Annotated in this window: 15 protein-coding genes; 8 read left to right on the plus strand and 7 right to left on the minus strand. The window is 55.7% G+C overall.

Annotated elements, in window-relative coordinates; translation table 11 throughout:
- The first annotated feature begins 82 nt into the window (after nucleotides 1-82).
- Entirely contained in the window at nucleotides 83-1,312 is a 1,230-nt protein-coding gene (locus tag H7U06_RS11210) for an MFS transporter (protein ID WP_175626255.1), read from the plus strand.
- On the plus strand, nucleotides 1,309-1,773 hold the full coding sequence (locus H7U06_RS11215; RefSeq protein ID WP_175626256.1) for a GNAT family N-acetyltransferase: 465 nt from the start codon (nucleotides 1,309-1,311) through the stop codon (nucleotides 1,771-1,773). The genes H7U06_RS11210 and H7U06_RS11215 overlap by 4 nt, the downstream gene beginning before the upstream one ends.
- A 10-nt stretch (nucleotides 1,774-1,783) precedes the next feature.
- On the opposite strand, the gene H7U06_RS11220 is transcribed toward H7U06_RS11215, so the two are convergent.
- The gene (locus H7U06_RS11220; protein ID WP_254873225.1) at nucleotides 1,784-2,719 is read right to left on the minus strand and encodes a pyridoxamine 5'-phosphate oxidase family protein; all 936 of its coding nucleotides are present in this window, start codon (nucleotides 2,717-2,719) and stop codon (nucleotides 1,784-1,786) included.
- Nucleotides 2,716-3,342, minus strand: a complete 627-nt coding sequence (locus tag H7U06_RS11225) for a glutathione S-transferase family protein (RefSeq protein WP_175626258.1) — start codon at nucleotides 3,340-3,342, stop codon at nucleotides 2,716-2,718. The genes H7U06_RS11220 and H7U06_RS11225 overlap by 4 nt, the downstream gene beginning before the upstream one ends.
- A 102-nt stretch (nucleotides 3,343-3,444) precedes the next feature.
- Here H7U06_RS11225 and H7U06_RS11230 point away from each other — a divergent pair, with 102 nt between their 5' ends.
- From H7U06_RS11230 to H7U06_RS11255, 6 genes are all read left to right on the plus strand, one after another.
- Nucleotides 3,445-4,344 (plus strand): LysR family transcriptional regulator, encoded by a 900-nt coding sequence (locus H7U06_RS11230; RefSeq protein ID WP_175626259.1) that lies wholly within the window; start codon nucleotides 3,445-3,447, stop codon nucleotides 4,342-4,344.
- A gap of 443 nt (nucleotides 4,345-4,787) precedes the next feature.
- On the plus strand, nucleotides 4,788-5,975 hold the full coding sequence (gene wecB, locus H7U06_RS11235; RefSeq protein WP_175626260.1) for a non-hydrolyzing UDP-N-acetylglucosamine 2-epimerase: 1,188 nt from the start codon (nucleotides 4,788-4,790) through the stop codon (nucleotides 5,973-5,975).
- Nucleotides 5,962-8,199 (plus strand): cellulose biosynthesis cyclic di-GMP-binding regulatory protein BcsB, encoded by a 2,238-nt coding sequence (locus tag H7U06_RS11240; RefSeq protein WP_175626261.1) that lies wholly within the window; start codon nucleotides 5,962-5,964, stop codon nucleotides 8,197-8,199. Before wecB ends, H7U06_RS11240 begins: the two co-directional genes overlap by 14 nt.
- Nucleotide 8,200: 1 nt before the next feature.
- Nucleotides 8,201-10,348, plus strand: a complete 2,148-nt coding sequence (locus H7U06_RS11245) for a glycosyl transferase family protein (RefSeq protein WP_175626262.1) — start codon at nucleotides 8,201-8,203, stop codon at nucleotides 10,346-10,348.
- A complete protein-coding gene (locus tag H7U06_RS11250; RefSeq protein ID WP_175626263.1) occupies nucleotides 10,348-12,876 on the plus strand; it encodes a bacteriophage N4 adsorption protein A in 2,529 nt (842 codons plus the stop codon). Before H7U06_RS11245 ends, H7U06_RS11250 begins: the two co-directional genes overlap by 1 nt.
- An 89-nt stretch (nucleotides 12,877-12,965) precedes the next feature.
- A complete protein-coding gene (locus H7U06_RS11255; RefSeq protein WP_175626264.1) occupies nucleotides 12,966-13,853 on the plus strand; it encodes a hypothetical protein in 888 nt (295 codons plus the stop codon).
- 10 nt (nucleotides 13,854-13,863) lie between these two features.
- Here the strand turns inward: H7U06_RS11255 and H7U06_RS11260 are convergent, their stop codons facing one another.
- Genes H7U06_RS11260 through H7U06_RS11280 form a run of 5 tightly spaced genes read right to left on the minus strand, consistent with a single transcriptional unit; the run spans nucleotide 13,864 to nucleotide 18,796 of the window.
- Nucleotides 13,864-15,117: an acyl-CoA dehydrogenase family protein gene (locus H7U06_RS11260; RefSeq protein ID WP_175626265.1), complete on the minus strand. Its 1,254-nt coding sequence runs from the start codon at nucleotides 15,115-15,117 to the stop codon at nucleotides 13,864-13,866.
- A gap of 33 nt (nucleotides 15,118-15,150) precedes the next feature.
- Entirely contained in the window at nucleotides 15,151-16,104 is a 954-nt protein-coding gene (locus H7U06_RS11265) for an aliphatic sulfonate ABC transporter substrate-binding protein (protein ID WP_175626266.1), read from the minus strand.
- 22 nt (nucleotides 16,105-16,126) lie between these two features.
- Complete coding sequence (locus H7U06_RS11270; RefSeq protein WP_175626267.1) at nucleotides 16,127-16,879, minus strand: ABC transporter ATP-binding protein; 753 nt, start codon at nucleotides 16,877-16,879, stop codon at nucleotides 16,127-16,129.
- 10 nt (nucleotides 16,880-16,889) lie between these two features.
- Entirely contained in the window at nucleotides 16,890-17,777 is an 888-nt protein-coding gene (locus H7U06_RS11275; protein WP_175626268.1) for an ABC transporter permease, read from the minus strand.
- A gap of 20 nt (nucleotides 17,778-17,797) precedes the next feature.
- Nucleotides 17,798-18,796: an aliphatic sulfonate ABC transporter substrate-binding protein gene (locus H7U06_RS11280; RefSeq protein WP_175626269.1), complete on the minus strand. Its 999-nt coding sequence runs from the start codon at nucleotides 18,794-18,796 to the stop codon at nucleotides 17,798-17,800.
- Nucleotides 18,797-18,909: the final 113 nt, after the last annotated feature.

Here is an 18,909-nt window from a genome sequence, read left to right on the forward strand (position 1 = left end):
ATAGATAACTCAGGGGCTTGTCTGTATGACAGCTTATTTGCTAGCGCTGACAAGCTTTCCGGATTTCCTTTAAGCTTCTGCTATGTCATCCGCAGATTTTCCTACTCCCGCCGCAGTTTCCGCTGTTCCGCCCAAATATCTCAATACTTCAGCCTTGCTCCTGATGGCATTGGCTTCTGGTCTGTGCGCGGGCGGCAATTATTTCAACCAGCCTTTATTGCATTCGATTGCACTCAGCTTGGACGTCAGTGAAACGACGGCCGCGCTCACAGTAACCATGGCGCAGGTGTCATATGCGTTGGGCCTGGTGTTGCTGGTGCCGCTGGGCGATAAGCTGGAGCGGCGCGGTCTGGCAGTCACGCTTATGTTGCTGGCTGCCACCGGACAATTCATTAGCGGCTACTCTGTCAGCATCACGATGCTGTCCATCGGCATCATCATGGCGGGTTTGTTTTCCGTGGCGGCGCAGATCATGGTGCCGATGGCGGCGACCCTCTCTGATCCCGGTCGTAGTGGTCGTGCGGTCGGACTGGTGATGAGCGGTTTGCTGATCGGTATCCTGACCGCACGCAGCCTGGCCGGTTTGTTGTCAGAACTGGGTGGCTGGACCACCGTGTATCGGGTTGCAGGTGTCATCATGTTGCTGGTGGCGCTGGCTTTGTGGCGTTTGCTGCCGCCTTCGCGCAATCCGGCACAGGTAAGTTATCTGCAAGTACTGCGTTCGATGACAACACTGATCGGACGTTATCCACGCCTGCGCAGTCGCTCGCTGATGGGAGCGTTGACCTTCGCTTCGGTGAGTGTGTTGTTCTCCACCATGGCCTTGTTATTGTCGGGCCCGAATCACGGTTTGAGCGATGCAAGCATTGGCCTGGTGGGTCTGGTCGGTATCGCTGGTGCATTGATGGCCAGCGTGGCCGGGCGTCTGGCCGACAAAGGCTTTGGTGTAACTACCAGCATCGCTTGCCTGTTATTGCTGTTGCTGGCGTGGGTTTGTTTCTGGCTGGGTAGCACCAGCCTGATGTGGTTCCTGGTCGGCATGCTGGTGATCGATCTCGCATTGCAAGGCTTGCACATCACGAATCAAAGCGTGGTTCTGCAGCTGGAACCGCAAGCGCGTTCACGTCTGAATGCGGTGTATATGACGAGTTATTTTATCGGTGCTGCTTCCGGTTCTGCGCTGGGTTCATTGGCCTGGCGTCTCGGTGGCTGGCATGCAATCTGTATTGTCGGCGTGGTGCTGACCTTGCTGGCGGGGTCAGTATTTTTGTATGATCGAAAATTGGCACGCGCAGAATTAAAAGCAATATGAGTACTTATCCAAACCAACATCTCTCCACCGTCGACAATAGCGAGTTCGCGCTGTTGACGGAGATCTGGGAACAGTCGGTGCGCGCGACGCATGACTTCCTGAGCGAAGCAGATATCCAGGATCTCAAGCCAAGAGTATTGAACGACTATTTGCCGCTGATGGCTTTGCGCGCATATCGCGATGAGGCTGGCAATGTACAGGGATTCATAGGTGCTTTGAACGGCAAGATAGAGATGCTGTTCATCGCACCCGGGAGTCGCGGTCGCGGCATAGGCAAGGCACTAGTGCGCTATGCAGTCGATATCATGGGCGCGCATGAACTCGATGTGAATGAACAAAACCCACAAGCGCTGGGTTTTTATCAGCGCATGGGGTTTCAGGTAGTAGGGCGTTCAGCAGCAGACGGGCAGGGCAATCCTTTCCCCTTGCTGCATATGAAATTGGCTGCGACTCCGGCTTAAATTTTCCTGTTCAAGACACTTCTGTCCAGACACCGGTGCGTGCGGTAGTCGGTGCAATTTCGCGCAGGCTCCAGCGCAGCGGGATCGCATGTGCCTGCCACCAGCCGCCATTGATGTGAAAGCGCCATATGCGTTCCGCACCAGTCAAGGCAGCAGCCTCCTTCGATTGCCACAGTACTTCGGTCCGGCCTTGCAGATGCAGCAAACCACCGCTGGCATAGTCTATGAAGAGCAAGGCTGCACGCGGCTCCAGCAACATATTGCCGAGCGTATTGAAATACTTGTTGCCGTTGAAGTCCGGTATCGTCAGCGTGTTGCCATCAATCCGGATGAAACCTGGCATACCGCCACGGTGCGAGATATCCGGCCCGCCCATGCTGGTTTCATGCGTCCCTGAAGTGGTCGCTACAAAAAGACTGTCCGCGTTGTGGATCAGCTTGCGTGCAGCCGCATCGAGGTCGGTAAAACTTTGCACCGGCTGTGCAACTTCACCCGGCGGCGCTGCATACACATCGCGTAGTTGTATATAGCGTGGGCAGTTGCCGAAAGATTGCGTCACGCTGATGCTCACGCCTTCATCACCGGTCTGCTGTATTACACCGTTAGCGCGATTGCGCCTGCGGGTGTTGAAGTCTATGCCCAGCATGCCTACCTGCTTAGCGCTTAAAAATTGCTGCTTGCTGCTGCCCGGCCAATGCGCATCTGCGGTGATGTGCAAATGCTGCGGATCGGGCGACGAGACGAAACCTGGCGCGCCGGTCACGATGTTGGCGACCGGCCAGCCGCTGTCGTCCGTCGTTGCCAGCATCAGATAGGGCAACAACGGAAAGAATTGCCGGTGCTGTTCCGGCATGAAGTTGCGTATCGCAGCGGCAGGCGTACCACTACCTGCCAGTGCATGCGCCTGCACTTCTCCAGTATGAAAGAGCTCCGGCTGGATGTTCATGCTGCTTCCGGTATCGCTGAACGTGGCATTGCCACAAAGCCTGGCAGTTGCTCTATGCGTGCCAGCCATGAACGTACTGCCGGATATTGATCCAGCGGAATGCCGCCTTCCGGTGCGTGCGCTATATATGAATGACAAGCCAGGTCGGCGATGGTTGGATGATGGGTCGCGAGATAGTTGCGGCTAGCGAGATGCTGTTCCATGAAGCCGAGCAAATCGTGGCCGATCTCGGCTGCACGGACTGGATCATCCTTGCCCATTTTCCATAAGCGATAGATACGCGCATTGGCCGGGCCATAACGTAATTCGCCCGCCGCAATCGACAACCAGCGCTGCACTTGTGCTGCACCTACGGCATCTTCAGGCAACCACAGGCTGCCTGCAGCGTAACGTTTGGCCAGATAAACCAGGATGGCATTGCTGTCGCTCAGCACCACGTCGCCATCGCACAGCACCGGAATCTGACCGAGTGGATTCAGCTGACGGAAGTCAGCAGAGGCGCGCACCGTCGCATCGGCATTCACGGCTTCAAATGGAATATTGAGCAGATTCAGGAAGAGGGCGACGCGATGGCAGTGACCGGACAGGGTGACGCCATAGAGTTTGATGCTGGGGGTGGTCATGATTTACTCCTTCGGTTTGGGTGACTAAATCTTAGTTATTCCTTAAATTGATGTAAATTAGGAAAAATTGAAATTTACTGTTTCAAAATTAGGAAGAATTAAATGGACAGACTGGACGAGCTCGAAGTCTTTATCGCCATCCTGGATAGCGGCAGCCTGATAGGTGCCAGCCGTAAACTACGACGCTCCCCGCCAGCCATTACGCGGGCTTTGGGGGCTCTGGAAGAACGTGTCGGCACGCGCCTGATTGAACGCACCACGCGTCACCTGGTGGCGACCGAGGCAGGTTTGCGTCTTGCGCAGCATGCGCGGCGCGTACTCAGCGATTATGAGGAAACGGTACAGGAAGATGCATCCGCGCCTTTGCGCGGCGTGTTGAAGGTGACGGCACCGGTGGTGTTTGGGCGGCGTCATGTCGCGCCTATCGTCAATAGCTACCTTGATTTGTATCCCGAGATGCGGGTAGAGCTGGTCACCAATGACCGCAACCTGGATTTCATAGAAGAGGGAATAGATGTCGGCGTGCGCATAGGTGCAATGGCCGATACCAGCATGGTGGCGCGGCGGGTCGGGCAAGTGCAGAGCCTGCTGGTCGCCAGTCCTGACTATATTGCGCGCAAGGGGGCGCCGAAATCGATCGCGGAGATTGCCGAGCACGATGTGATTTTTACCGCCATCCGCGAGAAAGCACCGGAGTGGCGCTTCCGGCATAACGGCCGTGAACAAATTGTCGCGCTGACGCCGCGCCTGATTGTGAATGAAATCGATGCAGTGTTACTGGCGGCCAAAGCCGGACGCGGCCTGGCGCGGGTGTTGTCGTATCAGGTTGCAGATGAATTGCTGGCAGGCACTTTGTTGCGCGTGCTGCCTAAAATTGAATCGCCTGTTTTGCCGGTTCAGCTGATCGTCCCCAGCGCACGCCTGATGGCACCCAAATCCCGCGCCTTCCTTGACCTTGCCATCAGCAAATTGAGTACATTGAACGTTATCCAGGCTTCCTGATATTTGGCGTTTGAATTCGCGCACTTATATTTGCCGAACAGTCCGCATTACCAGTTTTTTGCCACTTCCGGCGGGGACAGTCACGCTACTGTTTCCGCCCGTTTCATTCCCATCGTTTTAACCGGCTGTAGCCGTTTTGCTGAATCCGTTTTTTCATTTCCTCAGTATAAGTATCCATGACGAATTAGTTTTTATTTGTCAACGCTTGTTGTGTAAAGTACGTTGGTATTAAAGTTGACAAATGTAAATGAACTTATTCACCATTTGTGACTCATGTTATAAATGTTTATAACGAGAATTTAATACTTTGGTTCACGGGCTGTTTTCTTTGCAAGAGACAGAAGAAGCACCCCGGCTTCAAGCGCTGCAAATCTAAGAAACCAATCAATAAGTTGTCGAGTTAGTTTTCAAATGACAACTTTTTTAGAAAGGGCAACAGGCGCATGAAAGTACTTTCCATTTTCGGTACCCGTCCGGAAGCCATCAAGATGGCTCCTTTGGTACGCACCCTGGAGCAGGCTGCCAGCATAGACTCGGTGGTTTGTATCACCGGGCAACACAGAACCATGCTGGAACAGGTGATGAGCCTGTTCGATATCAAGGCGCATCACGATCTTGATGTGATGGTTCCCAATCAATCGCTGAATTCCTTGTGCTCGCGCATCTTTGCCAAGCTCGATCCGATACTGGAAAGCGAGCGGCCGGATCGCGTGTTGGTGCACGGTGATACCTCAACTGCGATGGTAGCGGCGACCGCAGCCTTCCATCGACGTATCCCGGTCGGTCACGTCGAAGCGGGTTTGCGTACCGGCGACCTGAGCCAGCCGTGGCCGGAAGAGATGAATCGCCGTGTGGTGGATGTGATGAGCGATTTTCTCTTTGCACCTACTATCAGCTCGCGCGACAACCTGCTGCGCGAAAACCTTGCCGGCCGCATCGTCGTGACTGGTAATACGGTCATCGATGCCTTGCAACTGACCGCGCAGCGCCTGGATAAGGATGCCAGCCTGCGCGCCAGGCTCGATGCGAAGTTTCCTTTTATTTCACCGCAACGCCGTGTCTTGCTGGTGACTGGCCATCGCCGCGAAAATTTCGGTGATGGCTTCGCGCACATTTGCGAAGCGCTGGCCGAACTGGCCCAGCGTCCTGATATCGATATCGTTTATCCGGTGCATCTCAATCCAAATGTACGCGGCCCGGTGCAGCAATTGCTCTCGAATTTGCCGCGTGTGCATTTGATAGAGCCGCTGGACTATCTGGAGTTTGTGCGACTGATGCAGCTATCGCACGTGGTGTTAACCGATTCCGGCGGCGTGCAGGAAGAAGCGCCATCGCTCGGCAAGCCGGTACTGGTCATGCGTGATGTCACCGAACGTCCGGAAGCGGTAGCGGCCGGGACTGTGCAGCTCATCGGTACCAGCAAGAAACGCATAGTCGACGGCGTCAGCCTCTTGTTCGATGACGAAAAAAAATATCAGCAATTTTCGAATGTAGTGAATCCCTATGGTGATGGTCATGCGTCATCCCGTATCGTGCGTGCCCTGTTGGGTAAGGATTTCGAAGAATTCAATGCTGCTACCGATGCATCCCTAAGCGAATTTATCTCCCGAGGAAATTATGCGCGTACTTAATCGCATCTCCCACCCATCCCGTTCTTCCATGTTAGTGCCGCTAGCGGCCGCTATCCTTTTATCTACCGTGACCGCTACTGCATCGTCAGCGGATGGCGTAGGACGTCACTTCCTGCAAATGGCATCCGACCAGTCGGTGCAGCGCCAGGTGACCCTGAAAGAACTGGGCATTACCACGCCGCTGATTTTTACCGGTGTTGAAAGCCAGCGCGAATTATTCCTGCCGGTGCCTGCCGGTGTGCAGGTGACGAACGCTGCGCTGCAATTCAATGCGAGTTATCTGCGGGCTGACGGTGGCCGTACTTCGATGGCTTTGTCGGTCGACGGTTATCCGACCGTGGCGCGCAGGCTGGCGGAAGAGCAGGGTGATCTGAGCCAGGGCATTGCGATTCCGGGGCAGGCGCGCGCCGATGGTTTTGTAAAGTTCGGGGTCAAGTGGTCTTCGGTCATATCTGAGACGGTGTGTAGCGACCAGCGCGCGCCGGGTAATGCTTTAAGGATAGAGCCCAGCACCAGATTTACCTATAGCTACGATCGCAGCGCGATCAAATCGATCGCTACCGCGTGGAGCGCTTTGCCACCGAATCCGGTCTTGCTGGTATCTGGGCGCAACCTTACGCCTGACGCGTATGACACAGCATGGCGTATGGGCCTGACCATCAAGCGCGCAGGCAAACGGCCACGCTGGATGGCGATGCCGGCAGTGGGGGACACCGTCAATCTTTCCGAGATTAGCGTGCCACCTGAATTGCGTAGCATCCCGTCTTTTGCTTCCCTGATGAATGGCGATGCGAAATACAAGATCAAGAACAATGCCGAAATCGCCGCTTTGTTCATCCTGGGAAACCAGGGACAGTTCCGCGCTGACCTGGTGGTGGCTGATGCAGCGATGAAGACCAACTTGCGTAATGCGATGAATGCGCTGGGCGCAGAGATACAGGCCAGCTCGCCCGACGCCAGCACCATCTTCCAGAATTGGTTAAAAACCGATGTGGCCATCCTGGATCAGAAAGACGAAGCCGACCAGCTTAGCCTGGTGTCCTTCGTTGGTAGTCCCGTCATCATGGTGTCTGCCAAAGGAGGCAAGAAAGCCGCCGCATTGCTGGATACCTTGTGGCGCCCGATTGCAGCGGCCAAGGATTTAACGGTAGAGACCGCCGAAGCATTACGGGCCAAAGCGTCCACTGTATTGCTTAGTCAGTTTGGCGGTATCAACGGCACGATGGACGTATCGGAAAAAGCCGAACGTGCAGTGTCATTCGAGATAGGTGAACTGGTCGGTAGTGGTCGCCTGCCTAGTCAGGTGGTGTTTGACTTATCCGCCGCTCCAGGCACGAATGGCGAAGCGCCGGTGGTGTCGATTTTTATGAATGACTATTTGCTCGGTGCACGTGTGATGACGGCGGATGGACAGCCGCATCGTGTGATAGTGGATATTCCGTACTACACGCTGGCGGCACGCAACATCATCCGTATCGCGTTTATACGTCAGTCTTCCAAGCTCCAATGTCATGACGTGACTTCGTCGTTCCCGGTTACGATTTTCCCGGGTAGCCATTTGAAACTGAAGCAAATGGCACCAGGCAATAACTTCGTCGGTATTGCAGCACGTTACGCGAAAGAAAGCACGCTTATCGTCAAGGATGCCTGGTTGCAGGATGCGCTGGCCATGTTGCCGATGACGGTACGTATGGCCGATGCAGCCGGACTGTCATCGATACATACACAATTCTCCGTGCTGAAACAAGGCGAACCACTGAAACCTGCTACTCCGTTCCTGGCATTGGACGTAGCACCGGAAGGCAAGCCGACGGCCGAAGAACATAACGGTGCACTGGTGCTGAACGGTGCGGAGAAGACACCTATCCTGCAGTTAAAGGGACTGGATCGTATCGGTGTGGCAGAAGTGGTCGAAGTCAATGGACAGAGCGGTATACGCTTTTACAGCGTGGGCAAAAACATGCCGGTACTCACCAGTTCATTCCGTCTCGCGCATGGCAACCTGGCGGTGATCACCGATGCCGGACCTGTGCTGCAAATTGATAAAAACGACCCGACCGACAGTCGCTTCGCGAAAGAAGATAATCCGCAATCCTTGTGGCAGCGCCATATGGAATGGTGGCTGGCAGCGATCGCAGTCATTATCTTTATCCTGATCTCTGCGCGTGTGGCACAAGTCCGTCGCAACAAGCGTAAAGCGTTGGAAGCACAACAGGGCCTATGATTTGAGTGCCGATTCTCTATTCTGGCCGATTTTCTTCGCGCAGTATTACAGCGCACTGGAGAGTATCGCCGTCGTAGTGGCGGTACTCATCATGATTTCCAGTTTCGATGATTTGTTTATCGATGGTTGGTATTGGACGCGTGAAATCATACGTAAATTCCGCTTCAGGAATAACGACAGCTATCGCCCGTTGACACCGGAACAGATCAAGGAGCGCGAAGAACAGCATCTGGCCATCATGGTGCCAGCCTGGCTCGAATACGATGTGATCGCACAGATGATAGAAAGCATGGTGGCAACGCTCGACTATCGCAATTACACCGTCTTCGTCGGTACTTACGTCAACGACCAGCGGACGATAGAAGAAGTCGAACGCATGCGGCGGCGTTACAAGCAATTGCGGCGCGTCGAAGTGCCGCATGATGGTCCCACCTGCAAGGCCGATTGTCTGAACTGGGTGATCCAGGCCATTTTCCTGCATGAGCAGCAAGCCGGGATCGAGTTTGCCGGTGTCATCCTGCACGATAGTGAAGACGTGCTGCATCCGCTGGAACTGAAGTTCTTCAACTATCTGTTGCCACGTAAAGACATGATCCAGTTACCAGTCGCTTCGCTGGAACGAGAGTGGTACGAGCTGGTGGCAGGTGTTTACATGGATGAATTCGCCGAGTGGCATGCCAAGGATCTGGTGGTGCGTGAAAGCGTCACCGGTACCGTGCCATCGGCTGGTGTTGGCACCTGCTTCTCGCGCCGCGCCTTGCTGGCACTGGCGGCGACTACCAATAACCAGCCCTTCAATACGGAAAGCCTGACGGAAGATTATGACGTCGGTAATCGCCTGGCTGCGATGGGCATGAAATCCATCTTTGCTGTATTCCCGGTTGATTTCGTGACGCGTGGGCGGCGCTGGTTTGGCCTTGGGCCGGATAAGGAGCGCGTTATCCGCATGCCTTTATGTGTGCGCGAATTTTTTCCCGATACCTTTCGCACTTCCTATCGACAAAAAGCACGCTGGGTGCTCGGTATCAGCATGCAGAACTGGGAACAGATGGGCTGGCGCGGTTCGTTCGCGCATAAATACCTGTTGTTCCGTGATCGCAAAGGGATAGTGACCTCTATCGTCAGCGTGGTTGCTTATGTGCTGTTCTTCCAGTTCATCCTGTTTTATCTTGCCCATCTGGTCGGGATTTGGACCCTGGAGTTCCCCAGCCTCTTCGTCGAGGGAAGCTGGTTGCAGTGGGTGGCGCAGTTCATTCTGTTTGCGCTGGCTTTGCGCGTAATCCAGCGCTTCTATTTTGTCGCGCGGCTGTATGGCTGGGAACATGGACTGATGTCTATCCCGCGCATGGTGGTCGGTAACATCATCAACTTCATGGCGGTATGCCGTGCATGGAAACTATTCTCCGGTCATATGCTGATGGGGAAAAAGATGGTGTGGGATAAAACCATGCATGACTTTCCGACTACCTCGCAATTGGTACAGAAGCGGCAATTGCTGGGTGAAGTGCTGACGGCATGGCAAGCAGTCGATGCGCAAAAGATGAGCGATGCATTGCAGGAGCGGGATAAAACACACAGGCCGCTCGGTCGCATCCTGATTTCAAATGGCTGGCTGGATGAAGAAACACTGGCTGAAGCGATAGCCTTCCAGTCTGACTTGCCGCGTGCGACTCTGGATGCAGAGCTGGTAGAGAAGTATGCCGGGTATGTCCCGCTGGAATTATGTGTGCGCCTGCGTATGCTGTATATCGGCAACGATATGCACAATCGCCCGCTGGTCGTCGTGGCAGCACCGCTGACTCCCGAGGAGATGCAGGAAGTATCCATCGTATTCGGTCAGGATCCGGCGTTGCGTATCGCGCGTGATAGCGAGATCGCTGCCGGTTTGCGTTACTTGCGAGGGGAAACAGATGCCTTCAGGCCGTTGCCGGAAGGTGCGACCAGCGTACCGCTGCTCGGCGATCTGCTGATAGAACACGGCTTGGTAAACAAAGAAGCATTCGATGCCGCGATGGATGCCTACCGGCCGGAAGAGCATGGTCGTATCGGTGATTATCTGGTGGAGAGCGGTGTGATCGAACGTCATGTCATAGAACAGGTAGTGGAAGAACAACGTCGTCTACGTGCAGCACAAGAGAGCCAACCATAATGAAAAAAACAAATCTTCTTTTATTGCTGCTGATGAATGCAGGGATGTTGACGCATGTCGCTGCGGAAGAAATAGATGTACCACTGAGCGGTCCCGCTTATGAAATGGCAGATGCAGCATACAAGTCATACGCAAAAGGTGACTATGCGAAAGCGGCCGAGCAGGCACGCGAAGCCGTGCGCCTGCGCCCCGATGTAGCACGCCTGAAACAGTTGCTGACACAGGCGGAAGCCTCGCAAAAGAGCCAGCAACAAGCGATAGCCGCAGCACGAAAGCCAGCGTCAGCTGCCACCCCGGCAAACAATCCCGCCTATATCGCTGCTGATAAGGGCTATAAGGCCTATAACAAAAAGGATTACGTCGCAGCCATCGACCATGCACAGCATGCGGTGCGACTGGCACCGGCTAATTCAGCGTACTGGACCTTGCTGATCAATTCCCAATTGGCAGCGCAGCGATTTGATGAAGCGGACCAGACCGTGACGCAGGCCTTGCAACGCTTTGGCCCACGTTCTTCGTTCGCGCAAGAGCGCGTAGTGGTGAATCAGAATCTCGCGAATGCAGCAGGCACGCAGATATACCAGGCACTGGATAAGCAGAATTACGCGCAGGCCATCGACGCAGCACAACGTGCTGTGAAGTACGCACCGGAGCGTCGCGTTTATCGCTTGCTGTTGGTGCAGTCATTGTTGGGTGCGGACAGGCTGGATGAAGCATCGCAGGCGCTGGAACCCTTGCTGCAAAAAGGAAATGATCCGGTGGCTTTGACCTGGCACGGCTATATCCGGCAACGCCAGGGCCAGCGTGCGGCCGCGACTGCTGATTTTGAACAGGCACTGGCGTTGCGTGGCAGCATGACGACTGAAGATATGGTCAACCTGCGTTTGATCATTGCCGATGCTGATTTGTACGCGGGTGAACCGGATGCTGCCTTGAAGGTACTGGAATCGCTGGATGGCAATGCTGCAGTCGCAAGCCGGAAGCGCAGCGCCGCCGAGTTACGCTTGCGCCAGGCGAGTCAGCAACAAGTAGTTAGCTCGCAGGCGATGCCACCGCCAGCCTTGCGTTGTCGGGGCGAGGCGAATGCTGAAGTCTGTGGTTTGATGCCAGGTAGTCCACCGCCTGATCCGGCATACGCGAGTGCTGACGCTGCGTACAAGGCACTGGCCAGCAACGACTACTCGCTGGCGCTGAGTCAGACACGGGCAGCCTTGCAGAAGTCGCCGGGCAATCCTGCCTATCAATTACTGCTGGTGAATATCCTCACCCGCGATAAACAGCTGGAAGCCGCCGAACGCGAAGCGACACTGGCTATCGATGGTGGCAACCGTGATCCGGAGATGCTGGCGCAGCGCGGACGCGTGCGTGAAGCGCTGGGCAAGAAGGAACTGGCCGAGCAGGACTATAAAAATGTGTTACAACTGGGTACTGCATCGGTGCCGCTGCAAATCAATATGCTGTCGCGTCTGCATGAGCGCAAGGAAGCCAGTCGTCGCTACAACGCCGCTGAAGAAGCGGGTGTGTTCGATGGCATGCCGAAAGTCGAGCAGGCTTATGTCGCTGCATCCGCAGGCGAGAGCAAGCGCGCCTTTAGCTTGTTTGACCAGGCTGACCGGGAAGGCAGTCTGCCAGCTGCTGCGATACCGGATACTGCCTATACTGCATTGAATGCGCGCCGTGATCCGGATGCATCGAGATACTTCAGGCGCACTGTAGATGCGGTAGACAAAGGTGACATCACACTCACACCGCAGCAACTGTTTGAAACCCGGCGCGCGATAGCCGATATAGAACGTACCTGGGGTGCGACCGCCTCCCTCAACTATCGCGGTGCCAGCCTGCAGCCAGGTTCCGGTATTACACCTAGCGGCACCAATAATAGTGCGCAGATAGGTGGTGAAGTTTACTGGCGGCCATTCGGTTATCGCAGCGGGCGTCCGATAGAGATTTACGCCAGTGTGTTTGAGACCGTGTACAACAAAAACAATGCCGTCACCGGTGCACCAACCGCGCAAGGTGGTATCGGTATCCGCTGGAAGCCATTCAGTGAAACCAACTTCATCATGGCCCTGCAGCGCCAGATCAAGATAGGCTCGGCCTCCGGTGATGGCGACTGGATCGCACGTCTGGCCTATTCGAATTCTTTCGGCACCGATTTACGGGTCGATCAGCCTAGCTGGTGGACGGGACAGATCTTCGGTGAGGTCGGACGGTATATAGACAATAAACAGACCTACTCTGTGTTTGAAGGTCAGCTGGGACGTACCTACCGACTGGATGATATCAATCCCAAGCTGACCATCACACCGCATGTCGTTATCGGTTCGGATTTCAATTCGAGCTTGAAACTGCCAGCCGATAAAACTGCTATCGGCATGGGGCCCGGTGTCAGCATGCGTTACTGGTTCCGCGAAGATCACTACAAGGCACCGCAATCGTATGTTGATTTCTCGCTGCAGTATCGCTTCAAGTTGTCAGGTGATGACAGGGCAGAAGGGGTGGTCTTTCGTACCACACTTGCTTACTGACATCTTGCTGCGCGGACATGAAGCACGTACCTATTTCCCCCTGACGCGTAAAGAGTGCACAATGAACTACTTTGTCGTCAGGGATCACTATGTCGTCTGCAGTTGAATCCAGCTTCTTTCCTTCCGCACGACCTTTCCTCGCTCGCTGTTTGTTGCTGTCTGCATTGTTAGGTGGCGTCAGCATGCTTACCGCTTGTGCCTCGACCATCAGCGGCGTCGTATGGCAGCCTGAGAATGCAGTCATCGATCCCAAAGGTAAATGGGATCAGATAGGCGCGCGTCAGCTATTGGTGCAGTGGACAGCCGTCGACAACCTGGCATTCGTCAGCGGTGCCGGGATTCCGACCGCACCCAAGCTGCCTGACTGGAAGCGCATAGCAGCGGAACCGTGGGCCAAGGAGGTGATACTCGGCCTGGCCGGATATTTTGATGAGAACAAGGCGCGCGCCAACGTGGAGCAGCTGGGTGCCTTGTCGGAACGCCTGGCCAAGTTGCCGACACCGTTGAATGTAGTCGGCTGGTATTTCCCGGTAGAGATAGATCCGACCTGGGGTGATGCGCCCAAGCTGGCCGCCATCCTCAACAAGTTACCGCGTCCTTTGTGGATCAGTGTGTATGACAGTGCAAACGTCGGGCCGGATGATGTGGCGAAGTGGCTGGAACTCTGGTTGCCCAAGGATGTAGGTGTGTTTTTCCAGGATGGCGTCGGTGTGCATGCGCGTGAAGCAAGCGTCGCGCTTGATTATGTGACTGCGATGGAAAAGCGGCTCGGCAAGAATCGTGTACGCGTGATCGTCGAAGCATTCCGGCCACAGGTGGGTGGTGGCTTTCGCGCCGCGACCGCAGCCGAGCTGATGCCGCAACTGAATACCTACGGCGCACGTCAGGTGTATTTATTTGACGGGCCGCATTACGTGCCGGATGCGCTGGTGGATGAACTCAAGGCTGGCCTGGCAAAAGGTGGCAAGCAGCCTTGAGCCAGCCAGGTCAGGAGTAAATCGAAGGCGTGGGCACCTCTCCGGTCAGCACCCACTGGCCGACATCCTTGAGTTTGTAGTCCAGTGAATCGTGCAGTGTGTGTACCCGCACATTGCGCCAGTAGCGATCAAAGCCATACTTGGCCGCCGTAGCGCGCGCGCCCATGACTTCAAATATCTTTGCGGTGATATCCAGTGCGACGCGCGCTGCCGCTATCTTGGTTTCATAGATAGCCACTGCCAGCGTGCCGCGTTCTTCTGCGGTCAGTGCATCGCCACGTTCCCATGCTTTCTGCAATCTGGTCGCTGCATCCTCTGCCAATGCGATTGCTCCGCGCAGCGCGATGCGCAAATCACCATAGTGTTGCTGTGTAAACGGATCGTCTATCGCACGCGCCACACCGGAAGTTAACCACGGGCGACCCTGCTCATGCGTGTACTTCCACGCGTTCAGCAACGCACCTTGCGCATTGCCGATATAAATTTCGATCAGTATCAGTTGCGAGACCAGTGTACGTAGCGTCGCGCGTGGTGTACCGGAAGTGCCCGGTGGGCCGAGTACTTCATGTGCTTCCACCCGCACTTTGTCGAAAGTAACAGAGCCGCTATCGGTTTGTCGCTGACCCAGGTTGTCCCAGTCATCGAGTACATTGACACCGTCTCGTGCGGTCGGGATGGATAGAAAGACGCGATCCGCCGGATCAGCTGAACGCGGCGCGGTGATGTTGAGCATGTCGGAGCCGGTTGCACCCGAGCAGAATGACTTGATGCCATTGAGCTCGTAGTAGCCTGCATCGCCATCCTTGCCATCACGCCAGACCAGTGTGGCACGCGTATCTAGCCCATTCGTCGCATTGCCCCAGAACCAGTTTTCACTGACGGTTTTGCCGAGGTAGCGGGCTTTTTGTTCCGGATTGCCGAACAGCGCGACACTGGCTACCTGCAAATGCTGGAAGCCAAACAAATGTGCGAGCGAGCTGTCGACTTCGGCAAAGCGACGGATGATTTTGTATATAGTCGGCCATGGAGTCTCTGGCCCACCGAAGGCGGCAGGTACCGCCAGCTTCAGCAAACCACTGTCACGCAATACCTGGCGCTCGGTCCAGGCGGTGCCGCCGCTGCGATCGCGCTCGGTTGCAGTGAGTGCCAGTGCAGCCGCGGTTTGCTCGACCGCATCTGTCAACGCACCGAAATCGCGTGCTACCAGATGATCCGGCGTATAGCGTGCTGCGGCTTGCTCATCGAGCTTCAGTATTTGACCCATGATCTGATTATTCCAATGCTGGTGTTACGTGAATTAAAAAACGGGTACGGCAGTCGCGTTGACCTTCTTCGGCAATAAACCTTCAGCCAGGAAGGCGTCGGCGATTTTTTGTTGTTCGCCCAGACGTTCCGGCAACACGGCGCGTACTTCGTAGCTGCGGCGTGCATTCGCTTGTTCAACCGTTGCTACATCCAGACCCCAAACCGGTGCCAGCAGCGCAGCAGCGTCTTTGGGGGATTGCTTGACCCACTTACCGGTCTCGGACAATGAGTCGACGATGACTTTGACGATATCGGGACGTGCTTTCGCATACGGTGTCGATGCCAGGTAATAGCGCTGGTAATCAGCCAGGCCACGACCATCGGTCAGTACGCGTACTTGCGCCTGGCGTTGTACGGCAGCGAGGAAAGGGTCCCAGATGACCCATGCATCTATCGAACCACGCTCAAAGGCAGCGCGACCATCGGCCGGGGCCAGGTAGGCAAGTTGGATATCCTTGAGTGAGAGACCAGCTTTTTCCAGTGCAGCGATCAGCAGATAGTGTGCGCCCGCAGCCTTGGCAAAGCCGATGCGTTTGCCGCGCAAGTCGGCCAGTGTTTTGATATTCGAATCAGCCTTGACGACGATGGCTTGTGCGCTCGGCGATGGCGATTCCTGTGCGATATAGGTTAGTTGCGCACCTGCTGCTTGTGCGAATACCGGGACGGTATCAGCGACGTCTGCGGAGACATCGATTGCACCGACGTTCAGTGCTTCCAGCAGTGGCAGGCCGCTGGCGAATTCATGCCAGCTTACTTTTACGCCCAATGCGCCGAGGCGTTGTTCCAGCGTGCCGCGGGTTTTCAGTACGGTGATCAGGGTCGACGACTTTTGATAGCCGATGCGTACGGTATCGCCGGCTTTCTGCGCATGTGCCGGCAGTGCGAACAGCGGGCTGAATGCCAGCAGGGTCAGTAGTGTACGGCGTAGTTTGGAATTGGTTTTCATGATTACTCCCGATGTTGAATATTTAAATGGCGTGGATTTCTTCCAGCACCCTGAGGATGTTGTCGCGTGCAGTGGCCAGCTCCGGCGAATGACGATTGCGCGGACGTGGCAGGGCGACGCGGGTGTCTTCGATGATTTCACCTTGTCCCATGGTCAGTACGCGGTCACTGAGGTAGGCTGCTTCATCGATATCGTGTGTCACCAGCAGCACGGCAAAGCCATGTTCAGCAGCCAGCGTCAGCAGCAAGTCCTGCAGGCGCATGCGGGTAAAGGCATCGACTGCTGAGAACGGTTCATCCAGCAATAGCAGGCGCGGCTGGTTGAACAGGCCGCGCGCTATGGCGGCGCGTTGTGCCATGCCGCCGGATAATTGCTTGGGTAAATAATCAATCGCGGCGCTCAGTCCGACTTCATGCAGCAAGGCCTGTACTTGCGGGTTGTCATGTGCACGAGTGCGGTCCTGATCCGGACGATTGAAGCCGACGTTCTCTGCGACGCTAAGCCAGGGCAATAGACGCGGCTCCTGGAAGATCAGGCCGATGTCGGGCGTGACACCTTTGAGCGGTACGCCAGCCAGTGAAATCTCACCGCTATAGTTTTGGTCGAGACCGGCGATCAGGCGCAGCAAGGTACTTTTGCCGCAACCGGATTTACCGACCAGGCTGACCACTTCACCGGCGGCGAGTGTCAGTGTGACCTGGTCGAGGACGATATGATCGCCGAAGCTCTTGCTGCGTACATGCAGGTCGAGTAAAGGTTTAGTTGCTGTGTTCATCGTTACGACCTCACACCGACCGTGTGGCGAGGGAATCAGACCACGCCAGCTTGCGTGTTTCCAGCCACTTCAATAAGCCATCAGTTACTTTGCCGAGTATGGCCAGCAGGAAGATCGCTGCCAGTACCACATCCGGGCGGCTGGTTTCGCGACCATCGGTGAGCAGATAGCCTATGCCCTTGGTTGCGGCAATCAGTTCTGCTGCGACCAGGAACATCCATGCCAGCGACAAGCCGTTGCGCAAGCCGGTGAACAGGCTGGGCAGTGCGGCAGGCAACACGATGCGACGCGCCAGTGCCGGGGCAGACAGGCCATAGATTTCACCGAGCTCGATCAGCTTGCGATCAACGTTACGGATGCCGGAGACCAGACCGAGATAGATAGGGAAGAAAGCGCCTATGGCGATGAGGGTGATCTTCGGTGTTTCATCGATGCCGAACCACAGCAGGAGCAACGGTACCCAGGCCAGGCTGGGAATGGCGCGCAAGGCCTGGAAGGTCGGTTCGAAGAAGGCTTCTGCATGTTTGCTGAGGCCGACGAATAAGCCGAACAGGACAGCGAGTACGGTGCCGATGGCATAGCCGGAGAACACGCGCGCGACGCTGGCGCTGATATGTGTCAGCAAGCCCTGATCGAGTAATGCGGACAGAGTTTGCACGACTTCGGAGGGTGGTGGCAACAGGCGTGCCTGTATCCAGCCCAGGTGGGCGGAGACTTCAACCAGGCCCAGCGCAGCCAGCGGCAGTATCCAGCCCAGCCAAGCCAGGCTGCGCCTCGTGGCTTGGACAGTCACAACTGGCGCATCCTTGCTCGTTGCGCGCGTGTTTGTGCTTGCATGCGACGAACGGATAGGGCTGGTGTTGACAGGTATAAAGCGGGCGCTGTGACTGTTATCCATGAGCTGGGTATCCGGTGAGATCAGGCCGCCGATTTCTTCGGTGCCAGGGTTTGCACGAAGCTCGGATCGATCAGGTCGTTAATGACTTTATTCAGGTCCGTTCCTTTCTTGACCAGGTCTTCCTGCAGCAGGATAGGTGCGGCCGCCTGCAAGGCTTCACGATGTTCACGGCCGATATACGGATTCGAGAAGTCGGTGCGGTTCAATTGCACTTTGGCGACAGCCAGCGAAATCTTCGCTTCATCCGCCTGGATTTGCGATGCTTCACGCGGGTTGGCCAGTATCCACAAGCGTGCGCGTTCATATGCTTGCAAGACTTGTTTGACCTGATCCGGATACTTCTTCGCGAAGTCTTCGGTCACATTGAGGAAGCCATAGGTGTTGAAGGCGACATTGCGATACAGCAGGCGCGAGCCAGCTTGTAACTCGCTGGAAGCCATATGCGGATCCAGGCCTGCCCAGGCGTCGATACGGCCGCTTTCTAGTGCTGCACGACCATCGGCATGTTGCAGGTGGACGATTTCAACATCGGATTTTTTCAGGCCGTTGACCTTCAGTGTGCGCAACAGGAAGAGATAAGGATCGGTGCCTTTGGTGGCGGCGATTTTCTTACCCTTGAGGTCGGCCACGGTTTTGATCGGTGAGTCTTTAGGTACCAGCAGTGCGGTCCATTCCGGACGCGAGTACACGTACACACTCTTGATCGGATTGCCGTTGGCGCGCGACAGGACGGCGGCAAGGCCCGCGGTGCTGCCGAAGTCTATGCTGTTGGCGCTCAGGTATTCGAGTGCGCGGTTACTGCCTTGCGACAGTGTCCATTTCACTTTGATGCCGCTGGATTTGACTTGCTCTTCGAGCCAGCCGAAGTGTTTCAGTACCAGGCTGGTAGGTGAGTAGTACGCATAGTCGAGACGAATTTCATCGGGTGCTGCGGCGGCACGTGCCGAGAGTGAGAGACCTGAACCCAGGCCAGCCAGCGTCAGCAATGCGGTATTTTTGATAAAAAATCTGCGATCCATGTTCTACCTTGAATAGTGAAGCAGGCACGAGTGCGTGCCCGGTTTATCGAGTCGTGTCGGATGTGAGATTGCCGGAGGCGGCTGCTGGATTGGATGCCTGCGTTTGCGCACAG

The sequence above is a fragment of the Herminiimonas sp. Marseille-P9896 genome (genome assembly GCF_903993245.1).
Taxonomy (GTDB): Bacteria; Pseudomonadota; Gammaproteobacteria; order Burkholderiales; family Burkholderiaceae_D; genus Oxalicibacterium; species Oxalicibacterium contaminans.